Consider the following 19,150-nt stretch of genomic DNA (forward strand, 5'->3'; position numbering starts at 1 on the left):
GTCTGCATTCCATCCTTCCTGCTCCCATGCCTTACGTCGAAGCTGACCCTTACCCCTGGCCTTACAATGGTGATCTCCGGCCCGAGAACACGACCTTTCTGGTCATTGACATGCAGACGGATTTCTGCGGCCCTGGTGGTTATGTGGACAAGATGGGTTACGACCTCAGCCTGACTCGCGCACCCATCGAGCCGATCAAGCGGGTCTTCGAAGCCGTGCGTGCCAAAGGGTATCACGTCATGCACACACGTGAGGGCCATCGTCCCGATCTCGCCGATCTTCCGGCAAACAAAAAGTGGCGCAGCCAGCGCATCGGTGCCGGCATTGGGGATGTGGGTCCCTGCGGACGCATCCTGACTCGCGGGGAGCCGGGGTGGGACATCATCCCCGAGCTCTATCCAGTCGAAGGCGAGGCCATCATCGACAAGCCTGGCAAAGGCTCTTTCTACGGCACGGATCTGGACATGCTGCTGCGGCAGAAAGGCATCCAGAACATCGTGCTCGCCGGCATCACCACGGACGTGTGTGTGCACACCACCATGCGGGAGGCCAATGACCGCGGGTTCGAGTGCCTCATGCTCTCGGACTGCACCGGAGCCACGGATTACGGGAACTACCTCGCCGCGCTGAAGATGATCAAGATGCAAGGTGGCGTGTTTGGTGCTGTGAGTGATTCCGCCGCCTTCATCCAGGCCATCACCGCCTGATGGTCGTGGCTCGGCCCAACCACTAGTTTCGTCGTCTGACACGGCCTCTCCCTTGTGAACCCAACCGACACACCACCCAAACCAGGCTTTAGTTTCCCTCACTTCGAGCTGAATGACATTTTCAACATCCTCCAGCGTGAGGATGACATTCCCTGGACCTTCTTTCGCGCCGGGGTGGACATCTATCGTTTCTACGGAGACGGCATCACCGGCCCCACGGCCGCGTTGATCCGCTTCCGCAAGGAAGCCCGCGTTCCGATGCATCTGCATGAGGGCTGGGAGCACATCCTCGTCCTCGCTGGCAGCCAGCGTGATCAAAATGGCGTCATCCCCACAGGCACGCTGCGCATTCATCCGCCAGGAACCTATCACAGCGTCATCAGCGAGGCCGGCTGCATCGTGCTCGCCATTTATGAAAAGCCCGTCCGCTTCATTGAAGGTAATTTTAAAGCAGAACCATCGCCGGAGTGAAACACAGGATCCATCCGTGCCATGGCACGGACAGTGCTCTTGATGTTCTTTCCTCTTGAGTACTTCCGCCGGTTCCATCTCTGACGGCCCTGACAAAACACCCGCGGTCTGCGCGCTGGTGTTTGGTGTGCTTTTGAGCGCCCTTTTGACCGGGCTGGCGCTCAAGACACGAAAGGAGGACAGGCTCGCGGAAGTCGAGCGCCGAGCCCAGGATCATACCGAAGTCATTCGCGGCCAGATCATGCGCTCACGTGAGGTGCTGCATAGCATCAAGGCTCTTTTCGAAGTGCGCGGTGAAGTGTCCCGCCAGGAGTTTGATGCCTTTGTCAGCACAGCCCTGTCCCGGCAAAATGAACTGCAGGCTCTCGCCTGGGATCCACGTGTTCGGAAGTCTGAGCGCGCAGCCTGGGAGACACGCGGAAAATCAGAGGGCTTCCCGGATTTTCATTTCACTGAGGAGACTGCGGAAGGCGTGAGAGTGCCTGCCCGCGAACGTGAAGAATACTTCCCCGTCTTCTATCTCGATAGTCTCGCCAAGAACGCCCCAGCCCTGGGCTTCGATGTGGGCTCGGAACCTCGCCGCCTCATCGCCATGGATCAGGCACGTGACACTGGCGAACCCAAGGCCACGGCTCCCATCCGTCTCGCGCAGGAACCCGGATCCCAACGCGGCTTCGTGGTTTATCACGCTCTCTATCAAGGCCCGATTGATTCGGTAGAATCACGGCGCACATCTCTCAGCGGCTTTGCAGCGGCTGTGTTTCGAATCGGCGACCTCATCGAACTCTCTCTGAGCGCCATTGGTGACAATGGATTGGCCCTTTCGGTGCGGGACGAAGAGGACGGCAGCATCGTCTACCAGCAAGACGGCGAGCGTCTGCCGAATCACCCCACATGGACGACCAAGGTGGATATCGGCGGTCGTCACTGGACTCTTTTCTTCGAACCTACACAGTCATTCCGTGATGCCGGCACCGAGTCCATGCCCTGGGTCGCGCTCACTACCGGGCTTGCCATCACCTTCCTGCTTTCGGCCTATCTGTGGAGAGGTGCAGTGCAGGCTGCGGCCATCCTCAAGGCTCAAAAGGAGTTGATGGCCGAGGTGGTCGTGCGGCAGAAAGCCGAGTCCGTGGCCGAGGCCGCGAACCGCGCGAAGTCGGAGTTCCTCGCCAGCATGAGTCACGAGATCCGTACACCCATGAATGCCATCCTGGGTTATGCGCAGATCCTGGCGCGTGACGGTGCCCTCCCGCGCTTTCACCAGGATGCCGTGGCCACCATCCTTAGCAGCGGAGATCATCTGCTGCATCTGATCCATGAGATCCTGGATCTCTCCAAGATCGATGCCGGACACATGGAAGTCGTCACCACGGATTTCGACCTCTCGGCCCTTGTGCGCGAACTGGCGGCGATGTTTCAACATCCCTGTGAGCAAAAGCAGTTAGGTCTACGCATTGAGGCCCCCGCGCTGGACCAGCCCGTGTGTGTGCATGGAGATGAGGGCAAACTGCGCCAAGTCATGATCAACCTCCTCGGCAATGCGGTGAAGTTCACCAAGCAGGGTCGCGTGGTGCTGCGCGTGATTCAGCAGGATCAGGATCGTTGGCGCTTTGAGGTGGAGGACACCGGTCCCGGCATTCCCAACGGATCTATCGAGCGCATTTTCGAGCCGTTCCAGCAGGAGCCAGGTGCGCGAGGCAGTGGTGGCACGGGTTTGGGTCTCGCCATCGCACGCCGGCAGGTAGAGGTGCTGGGCGGCAGCATCGGTCTGCGTTCCGTGGAAGGGAAGGGGACTTGTTTCCATGTCGAGCTTTCCCTGAAGGCCGCAAATGCCAAGGCACAGGCGACCCCGAGGAGACGTGAGGTGCAGCGCCTCGCTCCAGGTTCCGTCGTGCGTGCTCTAGTGGTGGATGACATCCCGGAAAACCGCGAGGTACTGGCGCGCATGCTGACGCTCATCGGCTGTGAGGTGGTGCTGGCGGAAAATGGTCGTCAAGCCGTGGAGGTCGTGCGCGTGTCACGCCCGCAGATTGTGTTCATGGACATGCGCATGCCGGAGTTTGACGGCATTGAGGCGACGCGGCGCATCATCGCCGAATTTGGCGTGGAGGAGGTCAAGATCGTCGCCACCTCAGCCTCCGCGATCACGCACGAGCGCGCAGAATGCCTCAAGGCTGGCTGTGATGACTTTGTCGCGAAGCCTTTTCGTGCGGAGCGCATCTACGGCTGCCTGCAGCATCTGCTCGGGGCAGAGTTCATCTATAAGGACGAGCCTGCGGAAGCGAGCGCGGAGGAATCCATCGACCTCCTCAAACTCACGCTGCCTGAAGAGCTTGCCACGCGCCTGACCATGGCGGCGGAGCTGCACAGCGCGACCGTGTTGAAAGGCTGCCTGACCGAAATGGAGCAGCTCGGCACAGCAGGTCAGAGACTGGCACAACATCTGCGCACCTTCCTCGCCAGCTACGACATGAAGACGATTCAACGTGTCGTGGCACAAATCCCCGTTTCATGAACCGACCTCGCATCCTTATCGCCGACGACACGCCCGCCAGTCTGTCCCTCCTCAGCAGTGTGCTGGAGCCGCAGGGGTATGAGATTCTGGCGGTCTCGAGCGGCAAGGATGCGCTCAAGATTGCGGAGCGCGCCAAGCCTGACCTCGTGCTGCTGGATGTGATGATGCCTGGCCACAATGGCTTTCACGTCTGCCGCACTCTGAAGGCGGAAGAGGCCACGCGGGAGGTGCCGGTGATTTTCATCACCAGTCGCAATGAGACCGAAAGCGTGCTGGAAGGGTTCCGTGTCGGTGCGGTGGATTACATCCTGAAACCCTTTCAAGCGGAAGAGGTCATTACACGAGTCGCCACGCATCTGAAGATCAGCCGCCTCACGCGTGAGTTGCAGCAGCGCAATGCCGAGCTCGAGGCTGAGATGTCTCGCCGTGTGGAAGCGGAGCATGCCCATGCCAAGGCCGCGCAGCGTTTGTCATCCATGGCATCGCGCGAAGCTCAGCGCTGGGGCCTGGAAGGCTTCGTGGGCAACAGCCCGCATCTGCGCAACATCCTCGCGGACATCGAGAGGTTGCGTCAGTTCGGCAAGACCAATGTCCTGATCACAGGTGAAAGCGGCACTGGCAAAGAGCTCGTGGCTCGTGCCCTGCATCATCACAGCACTCGCGCGGACGGCCCTTTCATTCCCGTGAACTGCGTGGCCGTGCCTTCGGAGCTGCTGGAGTCTCTCTTCTTTGGCCACACCAAGGGCTCCTTCACAGGCGCCACCTCGGATCGCAAAGGTTACTTTGAGCTCGCGGATGGCGGCACGCTTTTCCTTGATGAGATCGGTGACATGCCTGCGGCCTTGCAGGCCAAGCTGCTGCGTGTGCTGGAAGATGGTGAGGTCACTCCGGTCGGCTCCACAAAGTCCATGCGTGTGGATGTGCGTGTCGTCAGTGCCACGAATGCAGATCTGAGCGCAAAGATCGCCAGTGGAGATTTCCGACAAGATCTCTACTATCGGTTAGGCCGCTACACGGTGGAGACACCGCCGCTGCGCCAGCGTCGCGAGGATCTCCCCTTGCTTTGCTCACATTTCCTGAAGGTATTCGCGACCGAAATGGGCATGACACCTCCTGGCATCGAATCATCCGCCATGACCATGCTGGGCCGCCACTCATTCCCGGGGAACGTGCGTGAGTTAAAGAACGTCATGGAGCGCGCGCTCATCCTTAGCGGTGGCAAGACAGTCCGCCCCGAGCATCTGCAACTCGTGATGCCAACGTCGACCACCACAGTGATGACTGTGACTACGCCCACATCATTCACCGCGCAGGCCGATAGCGTGCCTTTGAATCTCGATGAAGCCGAGCACACGCTCATCCGCCGTGCGCTCGAACAAACCGGCGGCAACGTGACAGAAGCGGCGCGGCTCCTGAATGTGAACCGCAGCCGCATCTACCGCCGCATGCCGAAGGAAGGCCAGTAATCACTTCTGCGCTGCCATCCATGCACGCCATCCACCATGCTCGGTGATGTCCTGCTCAGGTCGCGCTTCCGCATTCTCGCACACGAACCCACAAGCCGAGCTGCCATCTTCCAACTCAACCCACCCAAGACCGAGCGGCGGTTTGATGGTTCCAAAGAAGGTGCCCAGCGAAGCTTCGGGCATTTCCCAAACTTCGACGTCGATACTTGCCCCATGCCCCGGTGTGCGGACCAAGCCCGGTCTTGGCGGACGAGCCCCAGCTCCCGGCAGATGATACATGCGATACACCGGCGCGGTTCGTGCGCGCTGTTTCAACTTTGCACCTCGTGAGAGCAGATCCTTGTTCAGTGGCAGACCTTCCATGTGGGCACCGCAGACCACTACAGACATCCAGCCGGGAGTGGAAGTAGCGTTCGTGGAAGCGGGCGGCAAAGCACTTCCCGTGGCTCCTAAAGTCACTCCACTCAACTCATGCAAGGCTCCCGCCAGCGCGAGGATGCGCTCATCCTGAAACGCTGGTGCCATCAGCGTCACTCCCCAGGAACGGCCATTCGGAAGGAAGCCCGCCGGGACAGCGCAGCCGCACAGGTCTAACAAATTCATGAAGTTCGTGTAGGTGCCGAGATTCGCGTTCAACTGCACGGGCTCGGCCTCCACCTCTTCGAGGGTATAGCAGCGTGGTGCCGTGGGAGTGAGCATGATGTCCACCTGCTTCCACAGCGCTTCGCTGGCACGCTTCAATTCGGCGAGACGATAGATGGAGCGGAAGGCGTCCACCGCCGTGGGTTTGTTGCCCCCGGAGATGATTCCGCGTGTGACGGGCAGCATGCCATCAGGATTGCTTTCCAGCATTGCAGCCGTGGCTGCATATCTCTCGGCCACCCAGGGACCGCCATACAAAAGGCGCGCTGTTTCCAGATAGGGTTCAAAGTCCACCTCCACGGGCGTGCCACCCAGCGCACTCAGCCTGGAGACTGATTCCTCATACAGGACATCCGCCTCTGGAGCGCCGAAGTAGTGCCTCTGGCTCTGCGGCAGCACACCAAAGCGGAAAGGCGTACCAGGACTCCACCCCGGAGCCGAAGGCGCATAGGGCCGCGCCCACGCATCCTCAGGCACAAAGCCGTGGGTCAGCTTAAACACCTTTACCGCATCGGCCGCCGTGAAAGCAAAGATGGACACACAGTCCAGGCTCTTGCATGCAGGCACCACCCCTTTGGTGCTGAGCACTCCCCGGCTGGGTTTGAAGCCTACCAAATTATTGAATGAAGCAGGCACACGTCCTGATCCTGCCGTGTCCGTGCCCAGGGAGAATGTTACCAGCCCCAGTGCGACCGCCACCGCCGACCCTGAGCTGGAACCGCCTGGGATGTCTCCCGTTTTGATGGAGTTCACCGGTACACCATAGGGACTACGCGTGCCCACCAGGCCCGTGGCGAATTGATCCAGATTCGCTTTGCCCAATGGAATGGCACCCGCATCAATCAGAGCCTGCACCACGGGCGCGGAGACCTCAGGCACATAGGAGAAGCCGGGACAAGCCGCTGTCGTCGGCACACCCGCGAGATCGATGTTGTCTTTGATGGCGAAGGGTATGCCGTAGAGCGGTCTCGTGTCCGGCGAGTGACCTTTGAGGCCATCGAGATAGGGCTGCAACTGCGTGCGATCGAGCCGTGTGATCCAGATCGCCGGGTCGGCTTTGTCACACTGATCCAGAAGTTGATCCACCAGTTGCACAGGGGTCAGTTCATTGGAGCGATAGGCGGCATGGAGGACATAGATGGTGGGAGCGGTCATAGGGGGAGATCTGCTGCGAGGTTGGCAAAGAGCCGGGTCCCTTCCAGGCAGAGCAAAGCGTGTGCCACGCGACCTTTAGCACCCTCTTCCAGCTTGGATGGAGGCTCGATAGACCGCTGGCGTCACTGTCCGGTGTTGAAGGTGTTGCACGGTGCAACACGCAACACTCGCCTCGAGATTCATCACATCTCTCCGCGCCGCATCGCCCGCGCTGCAAAGCGCTTAAATCCAGGCATCGCGATGTGCACCAGTGTGACTGGCATGATTGATGCGAAACGGCTTCTCACCCCTCCCGAGGGACATCATCCCGGATTCGCAATCACTACAAACACAGATGAAACCCAAAAGCCTCTTCTCCCGCCTCACCCTGCTCATCGGAGCTGTCGCCGCGCTCGCGACTGCCCAGGCCGAAACCGTCAAAGTCGGCGTGCTTCACTCTCTGAGCGGCACCATGGCGATTTCGGAGACGTCTCTGCGGGACGTCCTTCTCTTCACCTTTGACGAGATCAACGCCAAGGGCGGCGTGCTCGGCAAGAAGATCGAGCCTGTGGTGGTGGATGGTGCTTCGAACTGGCCGCTTTTCGCGGAGAAGGCAAAGCAGCTTCTGGAGCAGGACAAGGTGGCCGTGACCTTCGGCTGCTGGACCTCTGTCAGCCGCAAATCGGTACTGCCCGTGTTCGAATCCAACAAAGGCCTGCTTTTCTATCCAGTGCAGTATGAAGGCGAGGAAATGTCGCCTAACATCTTTTACACAGCGGAAGCTGTCGGACAGCAGGCCACTCCTGCCGTGGACTACCTCCTCGAGAAAGGTTACAAGAAGTTCTACCTCCTCGGCAGCGACTACGTCTATCCACAGACCACAAACCTCGTGCTTCTCGAGTATCTATTGAGCAAAGGTGTGCCGCTTGAGAACATCGGCGGTGGCTTTAAGAAAGACGAGTCCGGCAAGATCATCTCCGCAGGTAAATACACCCCCTTCGGCCATACCGACTACCAGCAGATCGTAGCGGAGATCAAACAATACGCGGCCGGTGGCGACACATGCGTGGTCAGCACTCTAAATGGCGACACCAACGTTCCCTTCTTCAAAGAGTATGCTGCTGCGGGTCTCACGGCAGAAACCTGCCCCGTGGTCAGCTTCTCCATCTCCGAGGACGAGTTCCGCGGCCTGCCAGCGAAGCAGCTCGTGGGTCAGCTCGGCTGCTGGACCTACTTTCAATCCATCAAGTCCGACGCTAACGAAAAGTTCATCACGGACTTTGAAGCCTGGCTGGCGAAGAGCGATGTGCCAGGGATCGTGAAGGAAGGCCGTGTGACCTGCTCTCCCATGGTGCTGAGCTATGTGGGCGTGTACCTCTGGAAGGCCGCTGTGGAGAAGGCTGGCAGCTTCGAAGTCGACAAAGTCATCGCCGAACTGGAGAAGGGCATCAGCTTTGACGGCCCTGGCGGAACCGTGACGAGCCAGAAGAACCATCACGTGACGAAGAATGTCTTCATCGGTGAAACCAAGGCCAACGGCCAGTTCAAGATCCTCAAGTCTTACGACAACGTTTTCGGCGAGCCTTTCCTCAAAGGCACCTTCAAGGCGAAGTGATTCACTTCATCGCCACACAGTTTCCCTCACGGTCGAGGGCGGTTGATGTGTAAAACCGGGCGGCCCGCGTGGTGGCGGGCCGCCCACTTTTTAGAAAGTCTCATCCATGCGCAACCAGCGCACGACGCTGGCACTAAAACTGCGCTGATGAGCACTCGGTCACGAACACGTTTTTGCTATGTATAGAACCTGGCTCTCTGGCATCGTCGCCTCACTTCTCCTGGTCATTCCCGTTCTGGCTCAAGAGGCCAGAACAGCGCGGCAGATCATCGCCGAGGCGATCACACTTTCCGAAGACAGTGATGCCCAGGTGAAGCTTGTCATGTCCCTCACAGGCTCAAGTGACCCGGAGATGGAACCTCTCTTCACCGCCTGGAAAGAAGGCGGCATCTACATCGCGGAAGGTCCGGATGACAAACCTGTGGCGGTCACCCTTGCAGGCGATCCTGACGCCGTAAAGAAAGAGACGGCCATCCGCCTGGATACCAAAGAACCCCTCAAGAATGCCGCTGGTGCGGTGATCCGGCTTTCACCCGCTCGCGCTGAGATCGCAGAGACAGACAGCAGCATCCGTCGCGCCATGAAATCGGTGACGGACTTGTCGAAGCTGGCTGCGCCTGAGGCCAAGGACCGCCTCATGGCCATCAACCAGCTCGGCATGGAGCGTGATCTCGCGAAGCTGCCCATTTTGGAAGGTCGCTTGAAAGTCGAAACAGATGGCAAAGTAAAGCGCGCCGTCGAGGAAGCCATTGCCCTCACCCAGCTTCGCAGTCCCGATCCCGCTGTGCGCCTCACGGGCTGTAAGGCTCTGGAAGAAATTCATCCGCTCAGCGCCAGCGATGCGCTAAACGGCATCATCAAAGAGTCTGAGAAATCAGGTGACAAGGAGCTCCTGGCCTCCGCTCAGAAGGCTCTCGCTGCTGTGGAAAGTCATCGCACGACAGTGAACTTCTTTGGCACGATCTTCCGTGGCTTTTCGTTAGGCTCGGTGTTGCTCGTGGTCGCCATTGGTCTGGCCATCACCTTTGGTTTGATGGGCGTGATCAACATGGCGCATGGCGAGCTCATCGCCGTGGGCGCTTACACCACCTATGTCGTTCAGTGTGTGTTTGCTGAGGGGCTGGCTCTCTCGCCCTTCGGCATCAAAATGCAGATCCCGGGCATGCACACCACCGGGTGGGTGTATGAGATGTATTTTGTTATTGCACTGCCGTTGGCCTTCCTCATGGCGACACTGGTCGGCCTTGCTCTTGAGCGTGGTGTGATTCGTTTTCTTTATCGGAGACCTTTGGAAAGTCTTCTCGCGACCTGGGGTGTATCACTCGTGCTGCAGCAGATCTTCCGGCTCGTCTTTGGCTCCAACAATGTGCAGGTCGGCAGCCCGTCCTGGTTGAGTGATAGCTGGACCATCTACGATGTAGGACTCGGCTGGAACCGCGTGTTCGTCATCTGCTTTGCCATCCTCATCGTGGTCGGCACCTGGATGCTTTTGACAAAAACACCGTTAGGCCTGCTGATCCGCGCCGTGATGCAGAACCGCAACATGGCCGCCTGTCTCGGTGTGCGCACAGAGCGTGTGAACATGCTCACCTTTGGCTTCGGCAGCGGCCTGGCAGGTCTCGCAGGTGCTTTCCTCTCGCAGATTGGCAATGTAGGTCCCAGCCTGGGTCAGAACTACATCGTGGATGCCTTCATGACCGTGGTCGTTGGTGGTGTCGGCAGCCTTGTGGGCACGGTCATCAGCGCGCTTGGCATCGGTGTGGTGGATCAGTCTCTGCAGCAGATTTTGGGAAATCCCGTGCTCGGCAAGATCCTTGTGCTCGGAGCCATCATCCTCTTCCTGCAGTGGCGGCCCGCCGGCATCTTCGCCACGAAGACACGCAGCCTGGAATCCTGAACTCACCTTCACTCACGCCTTCTGCACTCATGACGCATTCACTGCTCGTCCGCCCCATTGCCAAAAGAGAATGGTCCATCACGGCTGCGGTCGCCTTCTTCCTCATCGTGCTCATGCCGCTGATGAACAGCCTCGGCTGGATCAGCGACTTCACGATCAATCTCTGGGGTAAGTATCTCTGCTACGCTATGTTGGCCATCAGTGTGGATCTCTTGTGGGGATACACAGGCCTGCTCAGCCTCGGTCAGGCGCTGTTCTTCACTCTTGGTGGTTACATGATGGGCATGTACCTCATGCGCATGATCGGGGACATGGGGCAGTATCACAAGGACATGCCTGACTTCCTGGTCTTCCTAGGCTGGGAGAGGCTTCCCACCTTCTGGAAGCCTTTCAGCAGCTTCCCGTTTGCCATGATCATGATGCTGCTCATCCCCGGCATTGTGGCCTATGTCTTCGGCTGGCTGGCCTTCCGCTCACGAGTGCGCGGCGTGTATTTCTCCATCCTCACGCAAGCGTTGACTTATGGCGCCTCCCTCATGTTCTTCCGCAATGACATGCTGATGGGTGGTAACAACGGCTTCACGGACTTCCGCTTCATCCTGGGTTATGACATCCGCAGCCCTGGCACCCAGCGCGGCCTTTTCATCATCACCGCCATCGTGCTCTCGCTGACTTATGCGGGTCTGCGCTGCCTCACGCGCAGCCGCTTTGGCTTGGTGCAGCAGGCCGTTCGCGACAGCGAAAACCGCGTGCTCTTCAGCGGCTATTCCTCACCTAACTTCAAGCTCTTCATCTTCGTCTTGAGCGCGCTCATCGGCTCCATCGGCGGTGCGCTCTACGTGCCCCAGGTGGGCATCATCAATCCGAGTGAGATGACCACGGACAAGTCGCTAGAAGCCGTGGTGTGGACCGCGGTCGGTGGTCGCGGAACTCTCATCGGCCCCATTGTCGGTGCCGTAAGTGTGAACGCGCTGAAGAGCTGGGCCACACGAGCCTATCCGGATCTCTGGCTCATCATTCTGGGCGGCCTGTTCATGTTGGTGGTGCTGTTTCTGCCGAAGGGCATCGTGGGTGTTCCGGGGATGGTGAAGGGCTGGCTGAAAAGCCGAAAACCTCCGGAAGAGCCTGATTCTATCCCGCTCACCAAGGTTGCTGACAAAGCCGAATGATCTCACCACCATGGACAAGCCTCTTATCCTCAACGCTGAAGGCGTGAACAAATCCTTCGCCGGGTTCAAGGCCATCACGAACCTGAATTTCTATCTGGCGGAAGGGGAGTTGCGCACCGTGATCGGCCCCAACGGCGCGGGCAAGACCACCTTCCTCGATCTCATCACAGGCCGCACGAAGCCTGACACCGGCACCATCACCTTTGGAGCGAACACCGAGCTGCTACCGCTGAGCGAGCATGAGATCGTACGACTTGGCGTCGGACGGAAGTTTCAAACGCCGACCGTGTACACCGATCACACAGTCTTTGAGAACCTGCTGCTCTCCCTGGAAGGTGTGCGCGGTGTGTGGCGCACTTTGTTCAGCAAGACGACCAGCACGGATGTGGACCGAATCGATGAGATTCTGAAGATCATCAATCTCGGCTCGAGACGAGAGGATCTCGCGGGTTCCCTTTCTCATGGTCAGAAGCAGTGGCTGGAGATCGGCATGCTGCTGGCGCAGAATTCCAAGCTGCTGCTCATTGATGAACCTGCTGCAGGCATGAGCGATGACGAAACCGCGCTCACGGGCGAGCTGCTGCTGAAATTGGCGGGCAAGCACAGCATCATCGTCATCGAGCATGACATGGTTTTTGTGAAGCAGATCGCCACGGGGCGCAAAGTGACCGTGCTGCATCAGGGCAGCGTGCTTTGCGAGGGCAGCGTGGATGCTGTGCAGAATGATCCCAAGGTGATCGAAGTCTATCTCGGACGCAAGAAAGCCGCCTAACCATCTCCATGCTCACTCTTTCCTCCATTCACGCCTCCATCGGCGGCAGCCGCATCCTGCGCGGGGTCGATCTCACCGTGCCTGACGGCCAGCTCTGCTGCCTCATGGGCCGCAACGGCGTGGGCAAGACCAGCACGCTGCGCTCCATCGTGGGCCTCTTCAAAACGGACTCCGGCAAGATCACCCTGGAGGGCAAGGACATCACTCGGCTCGCTCCTGAAGACCGGGCACGCCAAGGTCTGGCCTATGTGCCGCAGGGCCGCGATATCTTCCCCTTTCTCACCGTGGAGGAAAACCTCCTGCTCGGAGCCACCGCGCGCGGCATCAAGACCAGCGGGAAGCTTGACCGCATCTTCACGCTCTTCCCCATCATTAAAGAGTTCCTGCCGCGCAAAGGTGGCATGCTTAGCGGCGGCCAGCAGCAGCAGCTCGCCATTGCGCGCGCCCTGCTTACCGAGCCGAAGGTGCTGATCCTCGATGAACCCACGGAAGGCATCCAGCCGAACGTCATCGACCAGATTGGTGATGCTCTCAAAATCCTGCGTTCGGAGGACAAGATGAGCATCCTGCTCGTGGAGCAGTATCTCGACTTCTGTCGCGAGCTCGCGGATGTCTTCTACATCATGGATCGTGGCACGGTGGTTGCTGAGGGAGGGGTGAAGGATCTTACCGACGCTGTGGTGAAGGAGTTCCTGACTGTTTGACCCAATCTCTCATTTCTTCATGTCATCACTACGCTCCCCCCGGCTTGTGCGTCGTTTGCTGGCCTGCTTGAGCCTTCTCTGGCTTACCTCGGCTCCATTACTCGCGCATCACCTCCCACCCGGCATGGAGGATGTGGACGAGTTTGAGGATGGCATGGCCTTCATGGCGGGGATTCGGCACCCATTGTTAGGCGTGGATCACTGGTTTTTTGCGGTTGTCGTCGGCGTCCTGGCTGTTCTGTGGAAGGGGCGCAGCAACAAGATTTCTCCGCTGGTCTGTCTTCTGCCAGCCATGCTGGGTGGAGTGATCAGTGGACTGCAGGGCATCGTGCTGCCTGAGGTTTCGTGGGCTTTGCTGACGGCGATGATGGCCGTGATGACTTGGTCTGCATCCACGTTCCGTGGACAGGCCATGACTCTCCTTGGCATCACGATGCTGGCGCTCTGGCAGGGGAATCAACACGGTATCGCCTGGCCATTGGATGCAGGCAGCGGCTGGTACGTGGCGGGGCTCATGATCACGACCACCGTGCTGGCTTGCTGCGGCTCTGTTGTGACCGAGTTGGCTGTCACGCCATTCCGTCTGAAGCGTCCTGCCCGCGTGACTTCTCACTGATCCTGCCACTCACGCCATGCATCTCTCTCCACGTGAACAGGAAAAGCTGCTCATCGTCGTGGCTGCAGATGTAGCCCGCAAGCGACGTGATCGCGGTGTGAAGCTGAACTATCCGGAAACAGTCGCCATCATCTCCGCCGAGATCATGGAAGGCGCGCGCGATGGCCGCAGTGTGGCCGAGCTCATGAGCTACGGCACCACCATCGTGAAGCGTGCCGAGGTCATGGAAGGCGTGCCTGAGATGATCCACGAGGTCCAGGTTGAGGCCACCTTTCCGGACGGCACGAAGCTGGTCACCGTTCACAACCCCGTGCGCTGACACCATGATCCCTGGAGAAATCATTCATCCACCTGATGCCACGGCACTCGAAGCGAATGTAGGCCTCGCGACACGCAAGCTCATCGTGGCGAACACCGGTGACCGGCCCGTGCAGATTGGCAGCCACTTTCATTTCTATGAGGTGAACACCTCGCTGCACTTTGATCGCGAGTCAGCGCTTGGTTTTCGCCTCAACATACCCGCTGGCACCGCTGTTCGCTTCGAGCCAGGAGACACACGTGAGGTCGAGGTCGTGGCCTTTGCTGGAAAACGCGAGGTGTATGGCCTGAACAATCTCGTCAACGGACCTCTGCCCGCATGAAGATCACTCGCAAACAACACACCAGCATGTTTGGTCCCACGGTCGGCGATCAGGTGCGCCTGGCCGACACCGAGCTCTTTATCGAAATCGAGCGCGACCTCATCGCGGAGAGTGGTGGCTATGGCAACGAGGTGAAGTTCGGCGGTGGCAAAGTGATCCGCGATGGCATGGCGCAGTCCTGTCTGGCCCTGGATGCTGAATGCCTGGATCTCGTCATCACCAACGCCACGATCATCGATGCCGTGCAGGGCATCATCAAGGCGGACATCGGCATCAAGCACGGGCGCATTGTCGGCATCGGCCACGCGGGAAATCCCATGCTGCAGGATGACATCAGCATGGTCATTGGCGCAGGCACGGAAGTCATCGCGGGCGAAGGCTGCATCATCACTGCGGGCGGTATTGACACGCACATTCACTTTATCTGCCCGCAGCAGATCGACCATGCGCTGGCTAGCGGTGTGACCACCATGATCGGCGGTGGCACAGGTCCTGCGCACGGCACCTATGCCACCACCTGCACACCGGGCATCTGGAACATGCACCGCATGCTGGAGGCTGCGGATGAGTATCCCATGAACCTCGGCTTTCTCGGCAAGGGCAACTGCTCCACACCTGCGCCGTTGCGTGAGCAAGTGCTCGCGGGTGCCATCGGTCTGAAACTGCATGAAGACTGGGGCACCACGCCTGCCGCTATCGATACTTGTTTAGGTGTCGCGGATGAACTCGATGTGCAGGTGGCCATCCACACGGACACGTTGAATGAAGCAGGCTTTGTCGAAAGCACGCTCGCAGCTTTTAAAGGACGAACCATTCATACTTATCACTCGGAAGGTGCGGGTGGTGGACATGCGCCCGACATCATCCGCGTCTGCGGTGAGGCGAATGTGCTGCCATCGTCCACGAACCCCACACGCCCCTTCACGATCAACACGATCGACGAGCATCTGGACATGCTCATGGTCTGTCATCACCTCGATTCCAAGATTCCTGAAGACGTCGCTTTCGCCGAGTCTCGCATCAGGCCAGAGACCATCGCTGCAGAAGACTTGCTGCATGATCTCGGCGCCATCTCCATGATGTCCAGCGACAGCCAGGCGATGGGCCGTCTAGGTGAGGTCATCACACGCACCTGGCAGACCGCGCACAAGATGAAGGTGCAGTTTGGTAAGCTCGATGGTCCTCCGGAACACAACGCCGCCGATAACTACCGCGCGCTGCGTTATGTCGCGAAGTACACCATCAATCCTGCGATGACCCATGGCATCTCACATGAGGTAGGCAGCATCGAAGTCGGCAAGCTTGCCGACCTCGTCGTGTGGAAGCCGGCCTTCTTTGGCGTGAAGCCAGAGGTCGTGCTGAAAGGCGGCCTCATTGCCATGGCGAACATGGGTGATCCGAATGCCAGCATCCCGACTCCTCAGCCGATGATGTATCGCCACCAGTTTGCCGCGCATGGCCGTGCGAAGTTCAAGACCAGCCTGACTTTCATTAGTGATGCCGCCTTCCAGAGCGGTGTGGTGAAAGCCCTCGGCGTGCACAAGCAGCTCAGCGCTGTGAAGAACTGTCGCAAGGTGAGCAAGCACGACATGCTCTGGAACAACTACCTGCCGAAGATCGAGGTGGATCCGGACACCTACACCGTGAAGGCCGATGGACGCGAGCTGCGCTGCGAGCCCGCAAGCGTGCTGCCGATGGCCCAGCGCTACTTCCTGTTCTGATGATCCTGGTCACCCGCATGCTCCTGGACTGCTCTCCACGTCCTGCTGCAGAGCAGGTGGAGCTGATGGCCGAGCGGCGGCTCTTTCTCAAACGGCGCTGGCGCGGTGTGGCCGCGGATGGCACCGAGTTCGGCTTTGATCTCGCTTCACGGCTGAAGCATGGCGGTGTGATCCATCAGACTCCTGAAGCCGACTACATCGTGCATCAGGAACCGGAGTTGGTGTATCAAATCCGTCCGAGCTCGGCAGATGAAGCCGCTCTCATGGGTTGGAAGATCGGCAATCTGCATCTCGGTGTGCAGATCATCGATGGCGTCATTCGCATCACTCATGATGTGGCGGTGCTGCAGCTCTGCGAGCGCGAGGGCTGGGCCTTTGAGGAGATCAGTGTCATCTTCAACCCTCTGCGTGTCACTGCTCATGCTCCCTGAATGGCTGCCCTGGCTTTTGCAGGTGAATGACTCGCAGTTTCCCTCGGGTGCCTATGCGCATTCCATGGGGCTGGAAGAGCTGGTGCAGCATGGTCTGGTGAAGAATGCGGATGATCTCGAAATTTTTCTGCATCGTCAGATCATCCCAAGCCTGCTGAATTTTGAGCTGCCCTTTTTGCTGCAAGCTCATGCTGCGGCATCAGCTGCTAATCATGGGACCTTGCGCCGACTGGATGAGGATCTCGATGCCTGGAAACTCGCGGGAGAGCTTCGGCAGGCCAGTCGCCAGCTTGGTTCACGAAGGCTTTCCTTGGTGCAGAAGCTCAACAAGGATGACTTTGTCTCGACCTACGTGCAGAGGGCCGCTCCCTGTCATCATCTCATCGCCTGTGCTTTGGAGACGCGGCATCTGCCGGTGAGCGCGGCGTGTTGTGCCTTTGGCCTGCAAACCCTCAGTGGCTATGCCATCAGTGCCATGAAGCTCATCAGGCTTGGGCAGGAGCGCTGCCAGCTCATCATCCGCGGCAGCATGACACTGCTGGCAGGTCGATTAGATGGCATGATCTCTGCATCAGAGACCCGCATCGGCTGGTTCAACCCTCTGCTGGAGATCGCCTCCATGCGCCACGCCCGTGCGAACGAACGACTTTTCATCTCATGAGCAATCCCCGACCTCTGCGAATCGGCATCGGCGGCCCTGTGGGCTCCGGCAAGACCATGTGCGTGCTGCGCCTCTGCCAGTGGTTGAAGGATGAGTTCTCCCTCGCTGTCATCACCAATGACATCTACACGCGCGAGGATGCAGAGTTTCTGCTGCGGCAAAATATCCTGCCTGCGGATCGCGTCATGGGTGTGGAGACCGGCGGCTGTCCGCACACCGCCATCCGCGATGACATCAGCATGAACATGGCTGCGGTGATCGAGCTCGAGAAGCGCCACCCTGACCTGCAACTCCTGCTCATCGAAAGCGGCGGCGACAATCTCTCCGCCACCTACTCCCCCGAGCTCGCGGATGTCTTCATCTTCGTCATCGACGTGGCGGAAGGCGACAAGATCCCGCGCAAAGGCGGCCCTGCCATCCGCAACAGCGACCTCCTCCTCATCAACAAAATCGACCTCGCTCCGTATGTCGGAGCCGATCTTGACGTCATGGCCCGCGACTCCAAACTCATGCGTGGCAGCAAACCCTTCCTCTTTGCCGACATGAAGTCTGAGAAGGGCAGGGATGATCTTATCGGCTGGTTGAAACGTGACTACCTCTTCGTTTGAACGGCCACCTCCATCTCATCGGCTCATGCTACGACTCCGGCCAGACCTATCTGCGGCAGCAGTCCTTCCGCGCTCCGCTGCAGATCAGCAAGCCTCATGAGGATGCGGGATCCTTGGTTGTAAATGTGGTTAATCCGACCGCAGGCATCTTTGATGGAGACAGCATCGAGTTGAATGCCGAGGCGGAATCCGGTGCATCACTGGTTTTGACCACACCGAGCGCCAGCCGCGTGTATCGTTCACGAAGCGGAGGTCCCGCGAAGGTGAAGCAGCGCTTCAGCGTGCAAGCAGACGCCTTTCTGGAGTTCTTCCCGGAACCCTTCATCCCGCAGGCCGGTGCTCGTTACCAGCAGACCACCGAGCTGCATGCCGAACCCGGCGGCACGCTACTCTTCTTCGACTGGCTCACCCCGGGTCGTGTGGCCAGTGGCGAGGTCTTTGAGTATGCCGAGCTGAACTGGGATCTGGATGCGACGATTGGTGAAACGCTCGTCGCCCGCGAACGCTATCGCCTGAGTCCCGAGGATTCCAGTTTGGAGGCTTTGAAGCTGGTCTATCCAGTAGCGCACTATCTCAGTTGCTTCATCCTGGGGGAGTTGATCTTTCCTGTGCAGGAGATCGAGGCTCTCAACAGCCCCGAAGTCTATCTTGGTCACAGTGCGCTCATCTCTGGTCAGGGCTATACCGTCAAGGTGCTCTGCCTGGACAGTCTCAGCGCCCGCCGGACGCTCAAACAACTGCGGCATATCCTCTACGCCGCAATGGGCAGACAGATTCCAACCCTCGGTCGATAGAACCATCAGAGGAAATTTCCCTTATCGTTGATGTTTTCACTTCTGCCACGCGCCCAAAGAAAAAGCGCAGGTCACTGATGATCAGTAACCTGCGCCCTTCAACACTGAGTGGAGACGAGGGGAATTGAACCCCTGTCCGAATGGCCATAGACCGAAGCCTCTACATGCTTATCAGGCTATTTGGTCTCGATGAGGGGCTTCAACCTGCGAAATCCCGTTCATCCAGCGTCCTGTTTGATCTCGCTTTCGACCCGGTCGCGCGGTCATCCAGCCAGCCTGGTAGTGGCATCAGCTGAGGTACCAGACATTCCTCAGGTGATGTCGCGGGGCTTAGGCCGCGAGGGCAAGCTCAGAAGAGTTTGCTGTTGTTTGTTTGACTCGATTGTTAACGGGGCCAACGAATCATCCCCGGCATGCCACCCCGACCGTAGACTACCCGTCGAAACCAGGACGTCCCCAATCAGTATTGACGTGGTCATCATACGACCTTTCCAGGTGAGGTCAAGGGGTGGTCGCACATGCTTTGAAGGTGCAGCAGGGCATGGGAAAATGCCTGTCGGTGGAGAATCCGGGGGCCTAGGTTAAA

At 58.9% G+C, this 19,150-nt stretch carries 18 protein-coding genes and 1 other RNA gene; 17 read left to right on the forward strand and 2 right to left on the reverse strand.

Annotated features, from left to right (window positions below; genetic code table 11):
- Positions 1-26 precede the first annotated feature (26 nt).
- Genes biuH through BGE01nite_RS01810 form a run of 4 tightly spaced genes read left to right on the forward strand, consistent with a single transcriptional unit; the run spans position 27 to position 5,159 of the window.
- Positions 27-707, forward strand: coding sequence for a biuret amidohydrolase (gene biuH / locus BGE01nite_RS01795; RefSeq protein WP_146848554.1), 681 nt, complete (start codon positions 27-29; stop codon positions 705-707).
- 54 nt (positions 708-761) lie between these two features.
- The gene (locus BGE01nite_RS01800; protein WP_218032874.1) at positions 762-1,178 is read left to right on the forward strand and encodes a cupin domain-containing protein; all 417 of its coding nucleotides are present in this window, start codon (positions 762-764) and stop codon (positions 1,176-1,178) included.
- 55 nt (positions 1,179-1,233) lie between these two features.
- Positions 1,234-3,693: a CHASE domain-containing protein gene (locus BGE01nite_RS01805; RefSeq protein WP_146848555.1), complete on the forward strand. Its 2,460-nt coding sequence runs from the start codon at positions 1,234-1,236 to the stop codon at positions 3,691-3,693.
- Entirely contained in the window at positions 3,690-5,159 is a 1,470-nt protein-coding gene (locus BGE01nite_RS01810) for a sigma-54-dependent transcriptional regulator (protein ID WP_146848556.1), read from the forward strand. Before BGE01nite_RS01805 ends, BGE01nite_RS01810 begins: the two co-directional genes overlap by 4 nt.
- Here the strand turns inward: BGE01nite_RS01810 and atzF are convergent, their stop codons facing one another.
- Positions 5,160-6,956: an allophanate hydrolase gene (atzF, locus tag BGE01nite_RS01815; protein WP_146848557.1), complete on the reverse strand. Its 1,797-nt coding sequence runs from the start codon at positions 6,954-6,956 to the stop codon at positions 5,160-5,162.
- A 334-nt stretch (positions 6,957-7,290) separates the two neighbouring features.
- Here atzF and urtA point away from each other — a divergent pair, with 334 nt between their 5' ends.
- The 13 genes from urtA to BGE01nite_RS01880 all read left to right on the forward strand — a co-directional run bounded on the left by urtA (position 7,291) and on the right by BGE01nite_RS01880 (position 18,564).
- Positions 7,291-8,550, forward strand: coding sequence for an urea ABC transporter substrate-binding protein (gene urtA / locus BGE01nite_RS01820; RefSeq protein ID WP_146848558.1), 1,260 nt, complete (start codon positions 7,291-7,293; stop codon positions 8,548-8,550).
- Between the two features lie 178 nt (positions 8,551-8,728).
- Positions 8,729-10,447 carry an urea ABC transporter permease subunit UrtB gene (gene urtB / locus BGE01nite_RS01825; RefSeq protein ID WP_146848559.1) on the forward strand — a complete coding sequence of 573 codons (1,719 nt, stop codon included), beginning with the start codon at positions 8,729-8,731 and terminating at the stop codon, positions 10,445-10,447.
- A gap of 29 nt (positions 10,448-10,476) precedes the next feature.
- Positions 10,477-11,616 carry an urea ABC transporter permease subunit UrtC gene (urtC, locus tag BGE01nite_RS01830; protein ID WP_146848560.1) on the forward strand — a complete coding sequence of 380 codons (1,140 nt, stop codon included), beginning with the start codon at positions 10,477-10,479 and terminating at the stop codon, positions 11,614-11,616.
- A gap of 10 nt (positions 11,617-11,626) precedes the next feature.
- Positions 11,627-12,388, forward strand: a complete 762-nt coding sequence (gene urtD, locus BGE01nite_RS01835; protein WP_146848561.1) for an urea ABC transporter ATP-binding protein UrtD — start codon at positions 11,627-11,629, stop codon at positions 12,386-12,388.
- Between the two features lie 8 nt (positions 12,389-12,396).
- Entirely contained in the window at positions 12,397-13,092 is a 696-nt protein-coding gene (urtE, locus tag BGE01nite_RS01840) for an urea ABC transporter ATP-binding subunit UrtE (RefSeq protein WP_146848562.1), read from the forward strand.
- 19 nt (positions 13,093-13,111) lie between these two features.
- Entirely contained in the window at positions 13,112-13,708 is a 597-nt protein-coding gene (locus tag BGE01nite_RS01845; RefSeq protein WP_146848563.1) for a HupE/UreJ family protein, read from the forward strand.
- A gap of 16 nt (positions 13,709-13,724) precedes the next feature.
- Complete coding sequence (locus BGE01nite_RS01850; RefSeq protein WP_146848564.1) at positions 13,725-14,027, forward strand: urease subunit gamma; 303 nt, start codon at positions 13,725-13,727, stop codon at positions 14,025-14,027.
- Between the two features lie 4 nt (positions 14,028-14,031).
- Complete coding sequence (locus BGE01nite_RS01855; RefSeq protein WP_146848565.1) at positions 14,032-14,349, forward strand: urease subunit beta; 318 nt, start codon at positions 14,032-14,034, stop codon at positions 14,347-14,349.
- Positions 14,346-16,070 (forward strand): urease subunit alpha, encoded by a 1,725-nt coding sequence (ureC, locus tag BGE01nite_RS01860; protein WP_146848566.1) that lies wholly within the window; start codon positions 14,346-14,348, stop codon positions 16,068-16,070. Before BGE01nite_RS01855 ends, ureC begins: the two co-directional genes overlap by 4 nt.
- Positions 16,071-16,087: 17 nt before the next feature.
- Entirely contained in the window at positions 16,088-16,501 is a 414-nt protein-coding gene (locus BGE01nite_RS01865; protein ID WP_170266521.1) for an urease accessory protein UreE, read from the forward strand.
- On the forward strand, positions 16,491-17,162 hold the full coding sequence (locus BGE01nite_RS01870) for an urease accessory protein UreF (RefSeq protein ID WP_170266522.1): 672 nt from the start codon (positions 16,491-16,493) through the stop codon (positions 17,160-17,162). The genes BGE01nite_RS01865 and BGE01nite_RS01870 overlap by 11 nt, the downstream gene beginning before the upstream one ends.
- Complete coding sequence (gene ureG, locus BGE01nite_RS01875; RefSeq protein ID WP_146848569.1) at positions 17,159-17,770, forward strand: urease accessory protein UreG; 612 nt, start codon at positions 17,159-17,161, stop codon at positions 17,768-17,770. The genes BGE01nite_RS01870 and ureG overlap by 4 nt, the downstream gene beginning before the upstream one ends.
- Positions 17,767-18,564, forward strand: coding sequence for an urease accessory protein UreD (locus BGE01nite_RS01880; RefSeq protein WP_146848570.1), 798 nt, complete (start codon positions 17,767-17,769; stop codon positions 18,562-18,564). The genes ureG and BGE01nite_RS01880 overlap by 4 nt, the downstream gene beginning before the upstream one ends.
- 106 nt (positions 18,565-18,670) lie before the next feature.
- On the opposite strand, the gene ssrA is transcribed toward BGE01nite_RS01880, so the two are convergent.
- Positions 18,671-19,022: a transfer-messenger RNA gene (gene ssrA, locus BGE01nite_RS01885) on the reverse strand.
- Positions 19,023-19,150 lie beyond the last annotated feature (128 nt).

Source organism: Prosthecobacter gellanilyticus (genome assembly GCF_007992435.1).
GTDB lineage: Bacteria > Verrucomicrobiota > Verrucomicrobiia > Verrucomicrobiales > Verrucomicrobiaceae > Prosthecobacter > Prosthecobacter gellanilyticus.